This window comes from Ramlibacter sp. MMS24-I3-19 (assembly GCF_050320135.1).
GTDB lineage: Bacteria > Pseudomonadota > Gammaproteobacteria > Burkholderiales > Burkholderiaceae_C > Ramlibacter.
Genome location: NZ_CP190017.1, coordinates 1,358,956 through 1,374,495 on the forward strand (window position 1 = coordinate 1,358,956; position 15,540 = coordinate 1,374,495).

General features: G+C 71.6%; 18 protein-coding genes. 9 read left to right on the top strand and 9 right to left on the bottom strand.

Annotation, left to right across the window (positions count from 1 at the left end; all coding sequences use genetic code 11):
- Positions 1–190: 190 nt before the first annotated feature.
- Both ACPWT1_RS06730 and ACPWT1_RS06735 read left to right on the top strand, forming a co-directional pair.
- Positions 191–847 carry a hypothetical protein gene (locus tag ACPWT1_RS06730; protein ID WP_427914603.1) on the top strand — a complete coding sequence of 219 codons (657 nt, stop codon included), beginning with the start codon at positions 191–193 and terminating at the stop codon, positions 845–847.
- A complete protein-coding gene (locus ACPWT1_RS06735; protein ID WP_427914604.1) occupies positions 844–1,128 on the top strand; it encodes a hypothetical protein in 285 nt (94 codons plus the stop codon). Before ACPWT1_RS06730 ends, ACPWT1_RS06735 begins: the two co-directional genes overlap by 4 nt.
- A 21-nt stretch (positions 1,129–1,149) precedes the next feature.
- On the opposite strand, the gene ACPWT1_RS06740 is transcribed toward ACPWT1_RS06735, so the two are convergent.
- Positions 1,150–1,638, bottom strand: a complete 489-nt coding sequence (locus tag ACPWT1_RS06740; protein ID WP_427914605.1) for a L,D-transpeptidase family protein — start codon at positions 1,636–1,638, stop codon at positions 1,150–1,152.
- A gap of 52 nt (positions 1,639–1,690) precedes the next feature.
- Between ACPWT1_RS06740 and ACPWT1_RS06745 the strand changes: the two genes are divergently transcribed.
- The gene (locus tag ACPWT1_RS06745; protein ID WP_427914606.1) at positions 1,691–2,071 is read left to right on the top strand and encodes a carboxymuconolactone decarboxylase family protein; all 381 of its coding nucleotides are present in this window, start codon (positions 1,691–1,693) and stop codon (positions 2,069–2,071) included.
- Between the two features lie 40 nt (positions 2,072–2,111).
- Here ACPWT1_RS06745 and ACPWT1_RS06750 read toward each other — a convergent pair whose 3' ends face one another.
- Positions 2,112–3,092: a hypothetical protein gene (locus ACPWT1_RS06750; protein ID WP_427914607.1), complete on the bottom strand. Its 981-nt coding sequence runs from the start codon at positions 3,090–3,092 to the stop codon at positions 2,112–2,114.
- A 524-nt stretch (positions 3,093–3,616) separates the two neighbouring features.
- Between ACPWT1_RS06750 and ACPWT1_RS06755 the strand changes: the two genes are divergently transcribed.
- Entirely contained in the window at positions 3,617–5,578 is a 1,962-nt protein-coding gene (locus tag ACPWT1_RS06755) for an MHYT domain-containing protein (protein WP_427914608.1), read from the top strand.
- A gap of 89 nt (positions 5,579–5,667) precedes the next feature.
- Positions 5,668–7,320, top strand: coding sequence for a long-chain fatty acid--CoA ligase (locus ACPWT1_RS06760; RefSeq protein WP_427914609.1), 1,653 nt, complete (start codon positions 5,668–5,670; stop codon positions 7,318–7,320).
- Positions 7,321–7,341: 21 nt separating this feature from the next.
- Here the strand turns inward: ACPWT1_RS06760 and ACPWT1_RS06765 are convergent, their stop codons facing one another.
- Positions 7,342–8,070 (bottom strand): hypothetical protein, encoded by a 729-nt coding sequence (locus ACPWT1_RS06765; protein WP_427914610.1) that lies wholly within the window; start codon positions 8,068–8,070, stop codon positions 7,342–7,344.
- A 184-nt stretch (positions 8,071–8,254) separates the two neighbouring features.
- Here ACPWT1_RS06765 and ACPWT1_RS06770 point away from each other — a divergent pair, with 184 nt between their 5' ends.
- Both ACPWT1_RS06770 and ACPWT1_RS06775 read left to right on the top strand, forming a co-directional pair.
- Complete coding sequence (locus tag ACPWT1_RS06770) at positions 8,255–9,091, top strand: hypothetical protein (protein ID WP_427914611.1); 837 nt, start codon at positions 8,255–8,257, stop codon at positions 9,089–9,091.
- A 7-nt stretch (positions 9,092–9,098) separates the two neighbouring features.
- Positions 9,099–9,401, top strand: a complete 303-nt coding sequence (locus ACPWT1_RS06775) for a hypothetical protein (protein WP_427914612.1) — start codon at positions 9,099–9,101, stop codon at positions 9,399–9,401.
- Between the two features lie 40 nt (positions 9,402–9,441).
- Here ACPWT1_RS06775 and ACPWT1_RS06780 read toward each other — a convergent pair whose 3' ends face one another.
- The gene (locus tag ACPWT1_RS06780; protein WP_427914613.1) at positions 9,442–9,753 is read right to left on the bottom strand and encodes a hypothetical protein; all 312 of its coding nucleotides are present in this window, start codon (positions 9,751–9,753) and stop codon (positions 9,442–9,444) included.
- A 36-nt stretch (positions 9,754–9,789) separates the two neighbouring features.
- Positions 9,790–9,972 carry a hypothetical protein gene (locus ACPWT1_RS06785; RefSeq protein ID WP_427914614.1) on the bottom strand — a complete coding sequence of 61 codons (183 nt, stop codon included), beginning with the start codon at positions 9,970–9,972 and terminating at the stop codon, positions 9,790–9,792.
- 215 nt (positions 9,973–10,187) lie between these two features.
- Here ACPWT1_RS06785 and ACPWT1_RS06790 point away from each other — a divergent pair, with 215 nt between their 5' ends.
- Complete coding sequence (locus tag ACPWT1_RS06790; protein ID WP_427914615.1) at positions 10,188–10,874, top strand: glycine zipper 2TM domain-containing protein; 687 nt, start codon at positions 10,188–10,190, stop codon at positions 10,872–10,874.
- Positions 10,875–10,954: 80 nt separating this feature from the next.
- Here ACPWT1_RS06790 and ACPWT1_RS06795 read toward each other — a convergent pair whose 3' ends face one another.
- Positions 10,955–11,512 carry a c-type cytochrome gene (locus ACPWT1_RS06795; protein WP_427914616.1) on the bottom strand — a complete coding sequence of 186 codons (558 nt, stop codon included), beginning with the start codon at positions 11,510–11,512 and terminating at the stop codon, positions 10,955–10,957.
- A gap of 156 nt (positions 11,513–11,668) precedes the next feature.
- Here ACPWT1_RS06795 and ACPWT1_RS06800 point away from each other — a divergent pair, with 156 nt between their 5' ends.
- On the top strand, positions 11,669–11,902 hold the full coding sequence (locus tag ACPWT1_RS06800) for a DUF2630 family protein (RefSeq protein WP_427914617.1): 234 nt from the start codon (positions 11,669–11,671) through the stop codon (positions 11,900–11,902).
- A 7-nt stretch (positions 11,903–11,909) separates the two neighbouring features.
- Here ACPWT1_RS06800 and ACPWT1_RS06805 read toward each other — a convergent pair whose 3' ends face one another.
- From ACPWT1_RS06805 to ACPWT1_RS06815, 3 genes are all read right to left on the bottom strand, one after another.
- A complete protein-coding gene (locus tag ACPWT1_RS06805; protein WP_427914618.1) occupies positions 11,910–13,355 on the bottom strand; it encodes a hypothetical protein in 1,446 nt (481 codons plus the stop codon).
- Between the two features lie 167 nt (positions 13,356–13,522).
- On the bottom strand, positions 13,523–14,440 hold the full coding sequence (locus tag ACPWT1_RS06810) for a reductase (protein ID WP_427914619.1): 918 nt from the start codon (positions 14,438–14,440) through the stop codon (positions 13,523–13,525).
- On the bottom strand, positions 14,437–15,471 hold the full coding sequence (locus ACPWT1_RS06815) for an AraC family transcriptional regulator (protein WP_427914620.1): 1,035 nt from the start codon (positions 15,469–15,471) through the stop codon (positions 14,437–14,439). The genes ACPWT1_RS06810 and ACPWT1_RS06815 overlap by 4 nt, the downstream gene beginning before the upstream one ends.
- Positions 15,472–15,540: the final 69 nt, after the last annotated feature.

The following is a 15,540-nucleotide window of genomic DNA, read 5'->3' on the forward strand; positions in this document are numbered from 1 at the left end:
AGGCTCAGCGAAAGCTGCCGCCGACGTCGGCGTCGGTGCGCGTCTGACGGTCGCCGCGCATGGGAAAAAAGATCATGGCCTGCATTGACGAACTGAAGGACGCACACCATGAAAGCCCTGCAACGACGCCTCGGCGTGACGGTGCTGGTCGCGGCGCTGACCGCAACGATCGGATTGACCTGGCCTGCTGATGCCTACGCCCATGGAGGCGGGGGCGGTGGTGGAGGCGGCGGTGGCGGTGGCGGTGGAGGAGGTGGCGGTGGAGGAGGAGGCGGTGGAGGAGGAGGTGGTGGCGGTGGCGGTGGCGGCTCTGGTGGCGGCGGTGCCGGCGGTGGTGGTTCGGGTGGCGGCGGCGCAGGCGGCGGGGGTGCCGGTGGCGGCGGTGCGGGAGCCGGTGGCGGTGGTGCGGGCGCAGGCGGCGGTGGTGCCGGTGCTGGCGGTGGTGGCGCTGGTGCGGGCGGCGGTGGTGCCGGCGCTGGCGGCGGAGCAGGTGCAGGTGCAGGTGGCGGCGCAGGTGCAGGTGCAGGTGCAGGTGCAGGTGCAGGTGGCGCCGGTGCAGGTGCAGGCGGAGCGGGCGCAGGCAGTGGCGCGGGTGCTGGCTCCGGTGGTGCCGGCGCAGGCGCGAGCGCGGGTGGTGCAGGCGCTGGCGTCGGCGGCGGTGCGTCGGCCGGTGGCGCCGGTGCGGGCGTGGGCAGCGCTGGCGCGGGCGCGGCCGGTGGCGGAGCGGGGTCGGGTGGCGGCGTCGGCGCGGCGAGTGCCTCCGCCGGGCCTGGCGGTGGCGGCGGCGTCGGTGTCGGTGCGGCCAGTGCTGCAGCCGATTCGGCCAACGCAGGACCAGGCGGCGTGAGCGGCATGTCCGAGTCCGGCTCGCGCGTGCCCCTGCCGGCCTGGCCGCGCCGCGCGACCGTCGCGACGACACCGGTGCTGCCCGCGCGAGTGGCGCGATCCACCACGTCGGCGATGGGTGCGCCGGCCGCGCCATCCGCGCTGCCGGCTCCGGTGGACCAGTCGCGCATCGTGGGCACGCCCCTGCCGCCGCTGGGACCGGAGCGCTACTACCCCAATGGCATCGCGCCGTTGCGCCCCGAGTTCATGCACCAGCTGCCGGCAGGCTCCCAGGCGCGGTGAGGTGACGCGGGCGGCGCCGCGTCAGGGCTGCAGGTCCACGCGAGTGCCGCACGCCACCGCATCGAACAGCTGCTCGATGTCGCGGTTGCGCATGCGCACGCAGCCGTGCGAGACGGGCTGGCCGATCCGCGCCTCGTCCGCCGTGCCGTGGATGTAGACGAAGCGGCGCAGCGTGTCGACGTCGCCGCCGCGGTTGATGCCGCGCTGCAGTCCCTGCAGCCAAAGGATGCGCGTGAGGATCCAGTCGCGATCGGGGAATCGCTCGCTCAGCCCGGGCGTCAGTACCTCGCCGGTCGCGCGGCGGCCGACGAAGACCGTGCCAGATGCGCAGCCTGCCCCGATCTTCAACCGCACGCGATGCAGCCCGGTCGGCGTGCAGTGGCTTCCCTGGGTGCATCCCGCCCCGCGGGCTGCCGTCGACACGTCGAACGCCATGCGTTCGACGCCGTGCTGCAGCAGGCGCAGGGTCTGGTCGCGCAGGCTGATGACGATGGCGAGTTCGGGCTGCACCAGCTGATCATACGAAGCGCACTACGATGCGGCTCACTTCACAGGAGCCCGCATGCAGCTTCCGAACGATCCCGAACTCCAGGCCGGCCTTGCCACGCGTCGCGCGGTGCTGGGCGATGCCTACGTGCAGGGCGCGCTCGATCGCGCCACCGCCTTCACCGAGCCGCTGCAGGAGCTGGTCACGCGCCATGCGTGGGGCAACACGTGGCAGCGCAAGGGCATCGACCTCAGGACGCGCAGCATCGTCACGGTGGCGATGCTGGTCGCGCTGGGACGCATGCATGAACTGAAGATCCACGTGCGAGGCGCGTTGAACAACGGCGTGACGCCGGAGGAACTGCAGGAGATCTTCCTGCACGCATCCGTGTACTGCGGCTTCCCGGCCGCGGTGGACGCGTTCCGCACGGCGGCCGAGGTGGTGGACGCGCCGTGAGGAGGTGCCGCGGCCCGCGGGGCCGCGGCGATCTTGGGCATCAGCCCAGTGCGGCCTTCATCGCCGAGCCCCAGGCGTTGTTGCCCTGCAGGTTGGTCTGCGCGCTCCAGCAGAACATGCCGCGGATGCCGGGGTGGGCCGCCTTGACCGAGCTCCACTCGCGGTTGCAGTCGGACATCGACGGGCCGTTGCCGTAGTTGGCCGACATGCCGACCGCGACGCTGTCCTCGCCGAGCAGCTTCGACCAGGTGTCGATCCCGTTGGCGATGTAGCCCACCGCGTTGAAGCCGCTCCAGTCGTAGAACTGCGGGGCGGCGTAGGTCAGCACGCCGGCGTCCTTCATGGCTTTCATCAGCGACTGCGACAGCGTGTCGTTCGGCGCCGGCGGCGAGGTCACCGCGAAGTTGGCGCCGTAGGCGGCCTTCAGCTGCTGGGCGATCCACACCATCTCGGCGCTGACCGCGTCGTAGTTGGCCGCGGTGACGATGCCGGCTTCGTAGTTGTTGAAGTCGATGCCGTCGACGCCGCCCAGCTGGTCGGCGATGGCCTTGAACGAGGCGACGAAGTTGGTCGACTTGCTGCGGTTGTCCCAGGCGTAGCCGGCGCCGGCGCCGCCCACGGTGAGGATCACCTTCTGCCCGCGGGCGCGAACGGCCTGCACCTGGGCTCGCGTGACGTCGTTGAAGAACTCGAAGGTGAAGGTGCCGTCACCGACGTTGTTCCAGCTGCCGTTGACGGCCGAGCCGCTCGGCTTGCACTGGAACAGGTAGATCACGTTGAAGTCGGTCGGCACGTCGGTGATCTTGTAGCTGCCGGTGTCCCAGGCGGTGTAGTAGCAGCCGAGGACCTTGGAGGGCATGGGGCTCAGGCCGTTCGCGGCGGGCGCGGCGGCAGCGGCAGCGACGGGGGCGGGAGCTGCCGCCGTGGACACGCCAGTGGCCAGCGGTGCGCTGCTGACGTCGCCGGTGGCCGGCGCGCCGCCGCCACCGCCACCGCCGCAGGCGGACAGGGCAGCAGCCATGGCAGTGGCAGAACCGGAAAGAAGGAAGAGGCGTCGTTGCATGTTGGTGGCTCCGGGAAGGGTCCTGGCTCGGGTGTCGGGCCGGACCGGTTCAGGGATGCGCTGGGGCGACTCGTTGGCCTCGCGCCGGCCTCGTGGGCTGCGGCTGGGCTCGTCGTCTCAGCAAGAGCAGCGACTGTAGTCGGCGCCGTCCTACATTCGGCTCGGACGGCGACTACAAACGTAAGAGAACATGAGGCATGTTCCTCGTGACGTGATTCACGAATGCGCGCCCAGCAGGTGCAGCATCTTTGTAGCTGCCGACCTCCTAATGCCTGCTGAGGCCAGTGCTGGCAAGGGTTTACGCTGAGGTACGAAGATCTGTGCCGATCTCCCATCCTGAGGCGGCTCGACAACAGTGTCGGATGGCTCCTACAGAATCGGTTACGTTTTGCTGAGATGGGGTCGCCGAAATGGCTCATCCGTACGCGCGCGCGTAGCTCAGCATTTGCATGGCGGGACCGGCGAGCTAGCATGGCTGACCCATGCTCGAAGGCAACTACGACGTCCCGCTGGTCCTGATCTCGGTCCTCGTCGCAGTGCTGGCCTCGTACGCGGCGCTGGCCCTGGCGGAGCGCGTGCACCACGTGGCGCAAGGCGCCGTGAGGTCGTGGGTGACCGGTGGGGGCTTCGCGATGGGCAGCGGCATCTGGGCGATGCACTTCGTGGGGATGCTGGCCTTCCGGCTTCCCGTGCCGCTCGGCTACGACCCGCAGCTCACGCTGGTGTCATGGCTGCTCCCCGTCGTCGCCTCGTCGGCCGCGCTGTGGCAGGTGAGCCTGCCGCAGGTGACGCGGCGCCATCTCGCCATCTCGGCCGTGCTGCTGGCCCTCGGCATCAGCGCGATGCATTTCGTCGGCATGGCGGCGCTGCGCATGCAGCCCGCCATCGTCTGGACGCCGTGGCTGGTGGTGATGTCGGTGCTGCTGGCCCTCGGCGCCGCAGCCGCCTCGCTGTGGATCGCCTTCCGGCTGCGGGACAGCGGCGAGCAGGCGTGGCGCACCCGCACCGTGGCGGCGCTGGTGATGGGACTGGCCATCGCGGGGATGCACTACACGGGCATGGCCGCGGCGAACTTCCCGGCCGGCAGCCGGTCGCTGGCGGTCAGCAGCGTCTTCGCGCTCACCGGCCTGGCGCTGCTGGTCATCGTGGGCACCGTGGCGGTGCTGGCCATCGCGCTGATCATGGCGGTGTTCGATGCGCGGCTCGAGATGCGCAACGACATCCTCGCCGCCACCGTGCGAGCATCCGACGAACGCCAGGCCCTGCTCACGCGCGAGCGGCTGGCACGCGCCGAGGTCGAGCGCCTCTCCGACCTCAAGGACCAGTTCCTGGCCACGCTGTCGCACGAGCTGCGCACCCCGCTGCACGCCATCCTCGGCTGGGTGCAGCTGCTGCACCTGAAGAAGGACGAGGCCTCGCTGCAGAAAGGGCTGCAGACCATCGAGCGCAACGCGCGGCTGCAGGCGCAACTGATCGACGACCTGCTGGACATGAGCCGCATCGTGGCCGGCAAGGTGCGCATCGAACCCTCGTGGGTCGACTTCGGGCAGGTGGTCGAGGCGGCCGTGGAAGCCACCCGCCCCGCCGCGTTCGCCAGGGGCATCGCGCTGGACGTGCGGGTCGCGCCAGGCACGGTGCGCGTCTGGGGCGACCCGAGCCGCCTGCAGCAGATCATGTGGAACCTGCTGACCAACGCCATCAAGTTCACGCCCGAAGGCGGGCAGGTGGGCGTCGAGGTCGAGACCCGCGCCGGCCAGGTGCTGGCGCGCATCACCGACACGGGCTCCGGCATCTCGCCGGAGTTCCTGCCCCACGTCTTCGACCGCTTCCGCCAGGCCGATGCCAGCACGACGCGGCGCCACGGCGGCCTGGGCCTGGGCCTCGCGATCGTGCGGCAACTGGTCGAGCTGCACGGCGGCACGGTGAAGGCCGAGAGCGCCGGGGAGGGCCGCGGCGCGACGTTCACGATCACGCTGCCGCTGCCACAGGCGCCCACCAGCACGGACCGGCCGGAGGGCACCGACACCGGTCCCGATTCCATCCACCCGGTCTGTCCCGTGCTGCCCGACCTGCAGGGCGTGGACGTGCTGGTGGTCGACGACGAGGCCGATGCGCGCCAGCTGCTCACCACCATCCTGCAGGAGTGCGGCGCGCACGTGCGCTCGGCCGAAGGCGCCGACGACGCGCTGCGGCAGGTGCGCGCCACCGTGCCCGACGTGCTGGTCAGCGACATCGGCATGCCCGACGTCGACGGCTTCGAGCTGATCCGGCGCCTGCGCGCCAGCACGGACCGGCGCCTGACGTCGCTGCCGGCCATCGCGCTCACGGCCTTCACGCGCGCCGAAGACCGGCGTCGCGCGCTGGAGGTCGGCTTCGACCGCTACCTGCGCAAGCCGGTCGACGCCGGCGAACTGGCCTCGATGGTGGCGGCCGTGCGGCGATAGGTCCGCCGGCCTAGGGCCACTCCGCATTCCCTGCGTCGCCGCGCGGCCTAGAGTGGGTCCGACCCTGGAGGCCCACGATGCGCTCGACCATGATGTCCCTGCCGCTCTCGCTGAACGACCTGCTGGAGCGCGCGGGGCGGCTGTTCGCCGGCAACGAGATCGTCTCGCGCCTGCCCGACAAGTCTCTGCGGCGGCATACGTACGGCGAGTTCCATCGGCGCACGCGCTCGCTCGCGGCGGCGCTGCAGGGCCTGGGGCTGCGCAAGGGCGACCGCGTGGCGACCCTGTGCTGGAACCACCACGCGCACCTGGAGTGCTACTTCGGCATCCCCGCCGCGGGCGGCGTGATGCACACGCTGAACCTGCGGCTCGCGCCCGACGAGATCGGTTGGATCGCGGGCCACGCGCAGGACCGGTTCCTGGTCGTCGACGACGTGCTGCTGCCGCTGTACGAGAAGTTCGCGCACCTGCATGCGTTCGAGCGCGTGATCGTCGTGCCCTTCGGCGGTCACGCCGTGCCGCCCCGGCACGCCGACTACGAGGCGCTGCTCGCGGGGGCCGACCCGGACGCCTTCGACTACGCGCCGCACGACGAGGACGATCCGGTGGCCATGTGCTACACGTCGGGCACCACGGGCCGCCCCAAGGGCGTCGTGTACTCGCACCGGTCCACGGTGCTGCACACGCTGGTCGCGAGCCTTGCCGACTTCTGGGGCCTGCGCGGCACCGACTGCGTGCTGCCGGTTACGCCGATGTTCCACGCCAACAGCTGGGGCATGCCGTACGGCGCGGTGATGCTGGGCGTGAAGCTGGTGTTCCCGGGGCCGCACCTGCATCCCGACGACCTGCTGGACCTGATCACCGCGGAGGCGCCGACGCTGGCCCTGGGCGTGCCGACGATCTGGATGTCGCTGATCCAGGCCTACGAGGCGGCGCAGGAGCCGGGCACGCCGAACCACGGCCGCTGGCGCCTGCCGCGCGGCATGCGCTCGCTGGTGGGCGGTGCCGCCGTGCCCGAATCGCTGATCCGCGCGTTCGACCGGCATGGCGTGTGGCTGATGCAGGGCTGGGGCATGACCGAGACCTCGCCGCTGTGCACGGTGTCGTACCAGCGGGCCGAACTGCGCGATGCGTCGGTCGACGAGCGTTACCGCCGCGCGGCGATGGCGGGCGTGCCCGTGCCGCTGGTGGACCTGCGCGTGCGCGGCGACACCGGCGACGACGAACCTTGGGATGGCAGGAGCGTCGGCGAGATCCAGGTGCGCGGTCCCTTCATCACCGGCAGCTACCACGAGGTGCCGGTGGAAGCGGAGAAGTTCACCGCCGACGGCTGGCTGCGCACCGGCGATGTCGCCAGCGTCGATCCGCTCGGCTTCGTGCGCATCACCGATCGCACCAAGGACCTGATCAAGTCGGGCGGCGAGTGGATCAGCAGCGTGGACCTGGAGAACGCCGTGATGGCGCACCCGGCCATCGCCGAAGCGGCGGTGATCGCGATCCCCGACGAAAAGTGGGGCGAACGTCCGCTCGCCTGCGTCGTGCGCAAGCCGGGGCAGCAGGTGGAACGGCAGGACCTCGATGCGCACCTGCTGCGGCACGGCTTCGCCAAGTGGCAGCTGCCGGACCGCTACGAATGGATCGACGCCGTGCCGCGCACGTCCACCGGCAAGTTCTGGAAGCTGAAGCTGCGCGAGCGCTACGCCGGCGCCGGCACGCAGAAGGCGCAGCAGCCACGCGCCTGACGCGCACCGCGGCCAGCGCGTTCAGCGCGCCTGCGCCACCACCTGCTGCAGCTGCGCGCGGCGGTGCGCGTACCACGCCAGCAGGCAGGTCTTGTCGCGGCACTTCGCCTCGCGCTGTTTCCACTCGGCGTCGTTCTGGCGCTTGAAGGCCGCCGGATTGCGGGCGGCGGCCCTGGCACGCGCGTGCAGGCGGCCCGTGTCGCGATCGAGCGCAGCCAGCTCGGCGTCGCCGCAGATCAGGCGCTCGGTGCGCGAACGCGCCCGGGCGCAATCGAAGCTGGGCCGGATCTCCGTGCGCGAGACGGGCGTCACGCCGGTGGTGGCGCGGGCGACGGGTTGAGACGCCGGACGGGGCTTGTTCTCGCTGCGGCGCTGTTCGACGGGCGGGCGCACAGGTGCCGGCGGCGTCGCCTGCATCGGCTCGACGGCTGCCGGTGCGGGTGTCGGCGACGCGGAGGGCGCATTCATTCCAGGCGGGGCCGTCACCGGCTGCACGTCGGGCGGCGTGGCGGGCTCGGCGGCCGCGGACGGCGCCGCGCCCATCGTCCGCGTGTCGCTCTGCGTGGTGCCGCTCGTGGCCAGCGTGTCGGACGGGCTGTCGCGGTTCCACTGCAGGCTGAGCGCCAGTGCGAAGAAGAACGCCACGTGCACCAGCAGCGCAGGCAACAGCCCGCGCCGCAAGGGCGACGGCTGCGTCGGCGGATCGAGGTTGAGGTTGGCGAGTTCCGGGTCCATCGCGGCGCGGTTCAATCAGCCAAGATAACGGCTCACCCCGCCTGGCGCGGACCCTGTTTGCACTCTGCCGCACAAGTGACGGTTGGTGGTGCCGTGCTGAGCCAGCCACTGCCCGGCTTGCGCGCGCTGCTCCCTACATGCACGCGCGGCGGCACCCGACGGCACGCGATGGCACGCTGGCTAGATTGGGCGCCAGAGCATGTCGCCCTGTCTTCGCCGTCTCGTGGTGCCCGCCTTCGCGGCCACGGCCGCGCTCGTCCCCCCTGCACTCGTGCTGGCACAGGACGCGGCCACGCTGCCGCCGGTGAACGTCACCGGCACGCAGCTGCGCGACCCGGTGGAGAAGTCGTACCGCCGGATGCTGCGCGGCATGGACCTGTTCGAACGCGAGCGCGCGGCGCTGGCGCCTGGGTCCTCGTTGCGCTTCCGGGTGCTGCAGCGCAAGCCCGGCGTGCGGCTGGACAATCTGGAGCTCGCGATCGTTGGCCGCGGTATCGACATCCCGATCGACGTCGCGCCCGATCGCACTTTCGTGCTGCCGCGCGATGCCAAGGCGGAGGCTACCGACGCGGTGGTCACGCCCAACCGCAAGGCGCTCACGATGACCTGGCGCGCCGACGTGCGCACGCCGGGACTGCCGCCGGACGCTCGGCGGCTGGGCGACCTGCGCCTCGAGTGCCGGGTGGGGCTGGAGGCCGGGCTGGTGTCCAACAGCCCGTCGTGGATCGTGCGGCTCTACGACGCGCTGGACACCACGCCGGCGTACTGCAGCCGCAAGAACAACGAGTACCTGTTCTTCGCCGATCGGCCGCTGTTCGGCGTGACGCTGGTCGCGGGCACGCGGCGCGAGTCGCTGCCCGTCGGGCGCCTGTGGGCCGGCGCGACGGATGACCCTGGCCTGCGCCAGGACCTGCCGTTCTGCGACTGCGAGATGCTGGTCGACCGCACCTACTTCGTGCCGCTCGCGGATGCGTCGTGGCCGCACGACACGCTGGTGCTGTTCGACTTCATGGACGACGGCCATGCGGCGCGCTGAGCGGGCCTTGTCCATCCTGCCTCTGCTGCTGGCCGGCTGTGCAGGGCCGCTGCTGTCGCGTCCCGACGGGCCGATGTTCCGCGACGGCCTCGCGCCGCAGGCTGCAGTGGAGGCGATCGTTCCCGGCCGCAGCACGCGCGCCGACGTCGCGGCGCGCCTTGGCGACGCCGATCGCGTGGCCTTCGACAGCGGCTACGAGGTCTGGGTCTACCGTTCGCATCCTGTGCACCAGGGCCAGCCCGAACTGGTGCTGCTCTTCGGCCCCGACGGCCTCGTGAGGAAGCTGCGGATCAAGGAGGCGCAACGCTGAGCCTGTGGGCTCTCGTCCGACAGACCAGCCGCACCGTGTCTCACCCGGATCTGCGCAGCATGGAACTTCGTCCCAGATCGCCGGCAAGGCAGTCTGTGGGCTCCTCGTCGCGGCATCCGTCGCGCCGGGTTTCGATAAAGGAGATCCTGATGAACAAGCTGATCCTCGCCCTCGCATGCTCCGCCGCCCTGGCCGCCTGCAGCTCCGGTCCGTCCGCCTCGGGCACCGCCAGCGGCTCTGCATCCGGCATGGGCGCCGCCGGCGGTTCCGCCTCCGGCTCGGTGAGCCCCTCTTCCTCCACCACGTCGCAATCGCGTCCGTCGGCGTCGGGCACGAGCAGCGGGTCGTCCACCATGGGTTCCAGCGGCGCTTCGACCTCGGGCTCGACCTACTCGCCGTCTTCGAGCTCCTCGTCGATGCCGTCGTCGTCCAGCTCGGGCACGCACTCGGGCATGGGCTCGAGCGGCAGTTCCACGACGACCTCGCCGTCGTCCAGCGGCTCGTCCCTGGGCACGTCGAGCAGCACTGGCACGAGCGGCTCGACCGGCGCGACGACCTCCGGTTCGTCCACGACGCGCTAAGCCTCGCCTCGATGTGTGCAGGGGCCCAGGCCGTTCGCGGCCTGGGCCCTTGTTGGTTGTGGAGGCACAACGGTGCCGCGTGAACAAAGTCGCGCGCCACCCTGCTGCTGAAACGCCCCGTGACAACCTTCACGAGGTCCGGGCAGGGCTTGCACAAGCCCGGCCGTATAAACCGCAGCACGACAACTCAGCAAGAGAACTGCACATGTCTGCTGTCATGCCCAACACCACTTCCTCCGCTGCGCCCTCGGGCGCCGCCGCCATCCCCAAGGCCGTCTGGGCCGCGATCGGCGTGCTGTGCATCGCGACCGCGGGCCTGGCCACGGCGCTGGTGATGCGCTCGACCGACAAGCCCGAGGCGCCCGTTGCCAGGCAGGCCTCGGCCCTGCCCATGATCGCGCCCGATGACGGCAAGCCCCCGGTCGCCAAGGTCCAGCCGGCCCAACCGCCGGCGCAGTCCGGCGGCAAGGCGCCGGTGCACACGGCCAAGGCGCCGGCACAACGTGCCCCCGCGCCGGTCGCCACGCATGCGGCTGCGGAGACCGCTCGTGCCATCTGCGCGACCTGCGGCGTCGTGGAGTCGGTGCAGGCCGTGCAGCAGAAGGGTGAAGGCAGCGGCCTCGGCGTGGCCGGTGGCGCGGTGGCCGGCGGCCTGCTGGGCCACCAGGTCGGCGGCGGCAACGGCAAGACCGCGATGACGGTGCTGGGCGCCGTCGGCGGTGCGTTCGCCGGCAACGAGATCGAGAAGCGCGCGCGCGCCACCACCGTCTACGACGTGAAGGTGCGCATGGAAGACGGCAGCGTGCGGACCATCCGCCGCAGCGAGCCGGTGAACGCCGGCACGAAGGTGCAGATCGAGGGCACGTCGCTGCGCGTCGCCAGCGCGGGCTGATCGCCGCCGCGGCTGCCGCGGCTCGCATCACAAACGGCCGGCACTTGCCGGCCGTTTGCTTTTCCGGTCGTCGACGGGCGCTACTGCGCCTGCGACACCATGTAGTCGACGGCCGCCTTCACGTCGGCGTCGGCGAGCGTGGTGTTGCCCCCCTTGGCGGGCATCGCGCCCTTCTTGCCCTGGAAGCCCTGGATCGCGTGCGAGTAGAGCGTGTCCTTGCCCTGCGCGATGCGCGGGCCCCAGTCGGCCTTGTCGCCGACCTTGGGCGCGCCCGCGACGCCCGCGCCATGGCAGGCGACGCAGGTCTGCGAGTACACGGCCTGGCCGTTGCCGCCCGCACCTGCCGATGCGGTGGCATTGGGGCCCGAGGCGCTGGCGCTCGACGAACCACCGGCGCCCGATGCGCTGGATGCGGCCTTGGTGGGCGCACCTGCCGCTGCGGTCTCGGTGCTCGGCGCGGGCGTCGCCGCCGAAGTCGACGCCGGCGCGGGTTCAGGTGCAGCCGCGGGTGTCGAGGCCGTGGCCGGTGCTGGCGTCGGTGCCGCGCTGCTGCTGGCACTGCCGCTGCTGCCGTTCTTGCCGCAGGCGGTCAGCGCAAAGGCGACGGCCAGGGCCAGGGGGATCGTGAGGTGTCGCATGGATGCTCCAGGTCGCGCAAAGACGCCATCGTGGTCCGGCGCGGCGGCCGCACGTGTAGGCCGCTCCTGACGATCCGCGTGTGCGGCCGGCGCGCTGCTGAGCCAGCGGAGGCGGGGGCGCGGAACTACGATGCGCTCTCGACTCCGGAGACCACGATGAGCGACAAGAGCATCCTCGAGCACATCACGGCGTTGGTCGACGAGGAGCATCGCCTCGTCGGGCAGGGCAAGGATCCCGAGCAGGACGCGCAGCGCCTGCGCCGCATCGGCGAGGAACTGGACCAGTGCTGGGACCTGCTGCGGCAGCGGCGCGCCAGGCGCGAGTTCGGCCGCGACCCCGACGAAGCCCAGCCGCGCGACATCGGCACCGTCGAAGGCTACGAAGGCTGAGCCTGGCTCAGTGCGCGCCGGCGCGCACCTCCCAGCTGTCCCGCGCCGTCCAGCGGCCGTAGAGCAGCAGGAACCCGCTGCCCGTGGTGGGCGCCAGGTCCAGCGAATCGGACGGCAGGTTGTCCGTCGTCCAACCCTGCGCGTCGACCTGCTGGGCGTCCGTGAGCGGCGCCCCGTTGCGGTCGACGTGCTGGGTCCAGAGAACCCGGCGCGAGAGCGTCCCGTCCCACCACATCGAATCCCAGGCGACCTCGAGGCTGCCGTCGGCGAGCGTCGTCACCCGGGGCGTGATCTGGCCGCTCTGGCCCGCCGCACTGGCTGCCAGTTGCCGGCGGGCGCGCGAGGTGCCGTCGGCATCGAACACCTCGAGGAACGCCGTCTGCGGCTGCCCGCTCGCACCCGTGGCCCAGGTGACGGCATAGCCGCCGTCGGGCAACGCGGCGATCGAGGGCGCGGTGATCGGCATGCTGCGTGCATCCAGGACCGTGGCCGCGCCGAGCGATTGCGCCTGCCCGTCGAAGAGGCTCAGGCGCAGTTCGCTGCTGTTGGTGCCCGAGGCGACCCAGGCGGTCGCTATGCGGCCGTCGGCCAGCAGGGCCATGCGCGCCTGGCCGGCCGAGTTGGGACTGTAGGAGCCGGTCTGGACGGACAGCTGGCTCTCCAGCCGCGTGGCCTGTCCCAGCGCGGTGCCGTCCGCGGCGAAGTGCTGCACCAGGCCGAGCGGCGCCGAGTACTTGCCGTCGTCCGTGTCGATGGCCAGCATGAACGTGCCGTCGGGCAGCGCCAGCGGCCGCGGCTGGAAGCTGTTGAAGCCGCTGCCCAGCTGCATCGTGCTTCCGATCTGCACGCCCTGGGCATCGAACATGGCGCCATGCGCATCGACCTCGTACGCAAACGGCGACAGGCGCCAGGTGACGAGGAACCTGCCGTCGGCGAACGCCGCCACCTGCGCGTAGTTGCCCTGTGCCGCGACCAGCTGCTCGGCACCGAGCGGCTGCCCCTGCGCATCGAAGCGCTGCATGCGGATCTCGGAGCCGCCGAACTCCATCGCGCGCGAATCCCACACGGCGACGTAGCCGCCATTCGCGAGGTGTGCGACAACGCCACCGGATTGGCTGCCCGCCGTGGTGGTGTTGACCTGGAAGTCGGTGCGCTGGAACGCGGCGGCCTTCGTGGTGCTGCTGGCCGCGGTCGGGCCCGAAGCGGTGCCCGTGCTCCCCGTGCTGCCCACGCTGCCTCCACCGGAGATCGGCGAACCTGCCGCGACGGGCGTTGCCGTCGACGCAGGCGGGGGTGCGGTTCCACCCGCGCTGGCACCGCCGGATGCATCGGTGGTGCCGCCACCTCCACCGCCGCCGCCTCCACAGGCCGCCAGGGCCGCGACGGCCAGCGCCACCGAAGATCGTCTCAGCGCTGCCAGGATAGTGGTGCGCGACTGTGGGCCCTGTGCCATGTACTGCTCCTTGACGTGGGAGTCCATGGTCCCGAGCGCAGCAGCGCCGGGCTGTCGGACGCGGTCACCGAACCTCCGCAGTGGCCCTAACGGGCCAGGGCGTGCAGTGGTTTTCGCGCCGGTTCGCGGCGGCCACGCAACTGGACAGGACGCGTGTGCGCGCTGGATCAGCGCGCGCCCTGCTCGCGCAGCGTGCGGGCCGTCTGCTTGCCCGCATCGAATTCCGCCCGCAAGCGCGCGAGCTCCGCGGGTTCGACCCGTTCGGGATTGCAGTAATCCAGCTTCCAGTCGGCCGACGCGCTCCAGCGCTGCGGCGACGTCCACGTCGTGCGCGGAGCGGTCGCTTCCTCCAGCAGTCGCAATGCCAGCTCCAGCGTCTCGCGTTGCGACGAAGGATCGTGCGGCTTGCCGGCGGCATTGCCCAGGGGAAAGTCCGAGAACAGCAGGCGCGGCACGCCCACGTGCTCCACGATGTCCTTCGCCGCGCCCAGGATCACGGTGGCGATGCCGGCGGCTTCGAGTTCTCGCGCGACCAGCGACACCGTCTGGTGGCACACCGGGCAGTTCGGCACCAGCACCACGGCATCGACACCGTCGTCGCGGCAGCGCTGCACGATCAGCGGCGCGTCGACCTCCAGCGTGTGGCGCTGGCTGCGGTTGGTGGGCGCGCCGTGGAATCGCGGCGCGAGGCGCAAGCGCCTTTCGCCGGCGAGGCGGCGCAGCAGCGGCAACGGGAACCAGCAGTTCGCGTCGTCCATGTTCGCGTGCCGGCGGTCGATCGCCACGTGCGAGATGCGCAGGTCGTGGTCGCGCGCGGTGTCGCCGGTGTAGGGCGCGTGGAACTTCGCGCCGGCGTTGTAGGGCGCCCCCGCCCCTTGCGGCCCCTTGTCGGGCTGGTAGGGCGCCGCGGTGGTGACCAGCGCCAGCACGCAGTCGGCCAGAGGCTTGCGCAGGCGCTGGAACGGGACTTCCTCGAAGTGCGCGTAGCGATACGGCGTGTCGTAGCCGAGCGCGCGGTACCAGTCGTGCGTGCGCTGGATGTAGGGAATGGGATCGTCATCCTGCATGGCGTTGTCGTCTCTCAAGAGCTGTCCCGGAAAGCCGCCGGCGTGGTCCCCATCCATTGCCGGAAGGCCCGCGCGAAGCTCTTCTCGTTGCGGAAGCCGACGGCGGCGGCGACCTGCTTCAGCGGTCTGTCCGTGCGCCACAGGAGCTCCCTGGCGCGTTCCATCCGCACCTCGTCCTTGAGCTGCTGCAGGCTCGCGCCTTCCTCCTTCAGCTGCCGGTGGAGCGTGCGCCCCGAGACGTGCAGCAACTGCGCCAGCGCTTCGGCGCTGTGGGCGCGCTCGGGATGCGCCGCCAGCGCCTGCCGCACCTGCGGCACCAGCAGCCGGTCGCGGCGGTACTGCAGCACGGTGATCGAGAGCGCGCGCTGCAGCATCTGCGCCAGGGCCTTCTCGTCGCGGCGCAGCGGCAGCTTCAGGTAGCGCGCGTCGAAGCGGATTTCGGCGTGCGGGGCGTCGAACTCCAGCGCGCCGGGGAACATGTGCGGGTAGGCGTCCGCATGGGGCGGCGCCGGGAACGGAAAGCGGGCGGCGAGCAGCGGGATCCGCGAGTCGACGTACCAGCAGGCCAGGCCGTGGATGTTGCGCAGGATGAAGGCCAGGCTCAGCTCGCGCACGTCGCGCGGCAAAGGACGCAGTTCCTCCAGCGCGATCGTCGCCACCTGGCCTGCGGATTGAAGCGTGAGCCGGACGTCGTCGGTCAGCAGGCCGTGGTGGCGGCACCAGCGCTTGAGCGCGACGCCGAGGTCGGGCGCGGTGAGCGAGGCGCGCGCCAGCATGCCGTAGCTGCCCCAGGGGAGGCGCCGGCCGAAGGCGGCGAGGCCTTCGTCGTCGAGCTCCTGCATCGCGGCGGCGGACAGCACCTCCATCTGGCGCGCCGTCATGCGGCCGCCGGCCTGGCCCAGCTGCGCTGGCGTGATCTGTGCCGCCCGCAGGGCCGCGTCGGGCGCCCGGCCGTGCCGCTTGTACGCCGCCGCGACCGCTCGGGCGAACGCCATTGGCGTGACGCTGGCGGGCGCGCGCGTGGGGGGCGGCTTGCGGGGCGCGGTCATGTCCGGGAGTGTGGCAGGATTTGCAACCCACCCGGCTGCCGCTGCGGTGCCGGATTGGCTAGGCTGCGG

Excerpts from the sequence above, each read along its gene's own strand:
- ACPWT1_RS06790 (WP_427914615.1), top strand. The coding sequence starts at position 10,188 with ATGTCTGCTGTCATGCCCAACACCACTTCCTCCGCTGCGCCCTCGGGC.
- ACPWT1_RS06795 (WP_427914616.1), bottom strand. The coding sequence starts at position 11,512 with ATGCGACACCTCACGATCCCCCTGGCCCTGGCCGTCGCCTTTGCGCTG.
- ACPWT1_RS06760 (WP_427914609.1), top strand. The coding sequence starts at position 5,668 with ATGATGTCCCTGCCGCTCTCGCTGAACGACCTGCTGGAGCGCGCGGGG.
- ACPWT1_RS06770 (WP_427914611.1), top strand. The coding sequence starts at position 8,255 with ATGTCGCCCTGTCTTCGCCGTCTCGTGGTGCCCGCCTTCGCGGCCACG.
- ACPWT1_RS06730 (WP_427914603.1), top strand. The coding sequence starts at position 191 with ATGCCTACGCCCATGGAGGCGGGGGCGGTGGTGGAGGCGGCGGTGGCG.
- ACPWT1_RS06745 (WP_427914606.1), top strand. The coding sequence starts at position 1,691 with ATGCAGCTTCCGAACGATCCCGAACTCCAGGCCGGCCTTGCCACGCGT.
- ACPWT1_RS06800 (WP_427914617.1), top strand. The coding sequence starts at position 11,669 with ATGAGCGACAAGAGCATCCTCGAGCACATCACGGCGTTGGTCGACGAG.
- ACPWT1_RS06750 (WP_427914607.1), bottom strand. The coding sequence starts at position 3,092 with ATGGCTGCTGCCCTGTCCGCCTGCGGCGGTGGCGGTGGCGGCGGCGCG.
- ACPWT1_RS06805 (WP_427914618.1), bottom strand. The coding sequence starts at position 13,355 with ATGGCACAGGGCCCACAGTCGCGCACCACTATCCTGGCAGCGCTGAGA.
- ACPWT1_RS06815 (WP_427914620.1), bottom strand. The coding sequence starts at position 15,471 with ATGACCGCGCCCCGCAAGCCGCCCCCCACGCGCGCGCCCGCCAGCGTC.
- ACPWT1_RS06755 (WP_427914608.1), top strand. The coding sequence starts at position 3,617 with ATGCTCGAAGGCAACTACGACGTCCCGCTGGTCCTGATCTCGGTCCTC.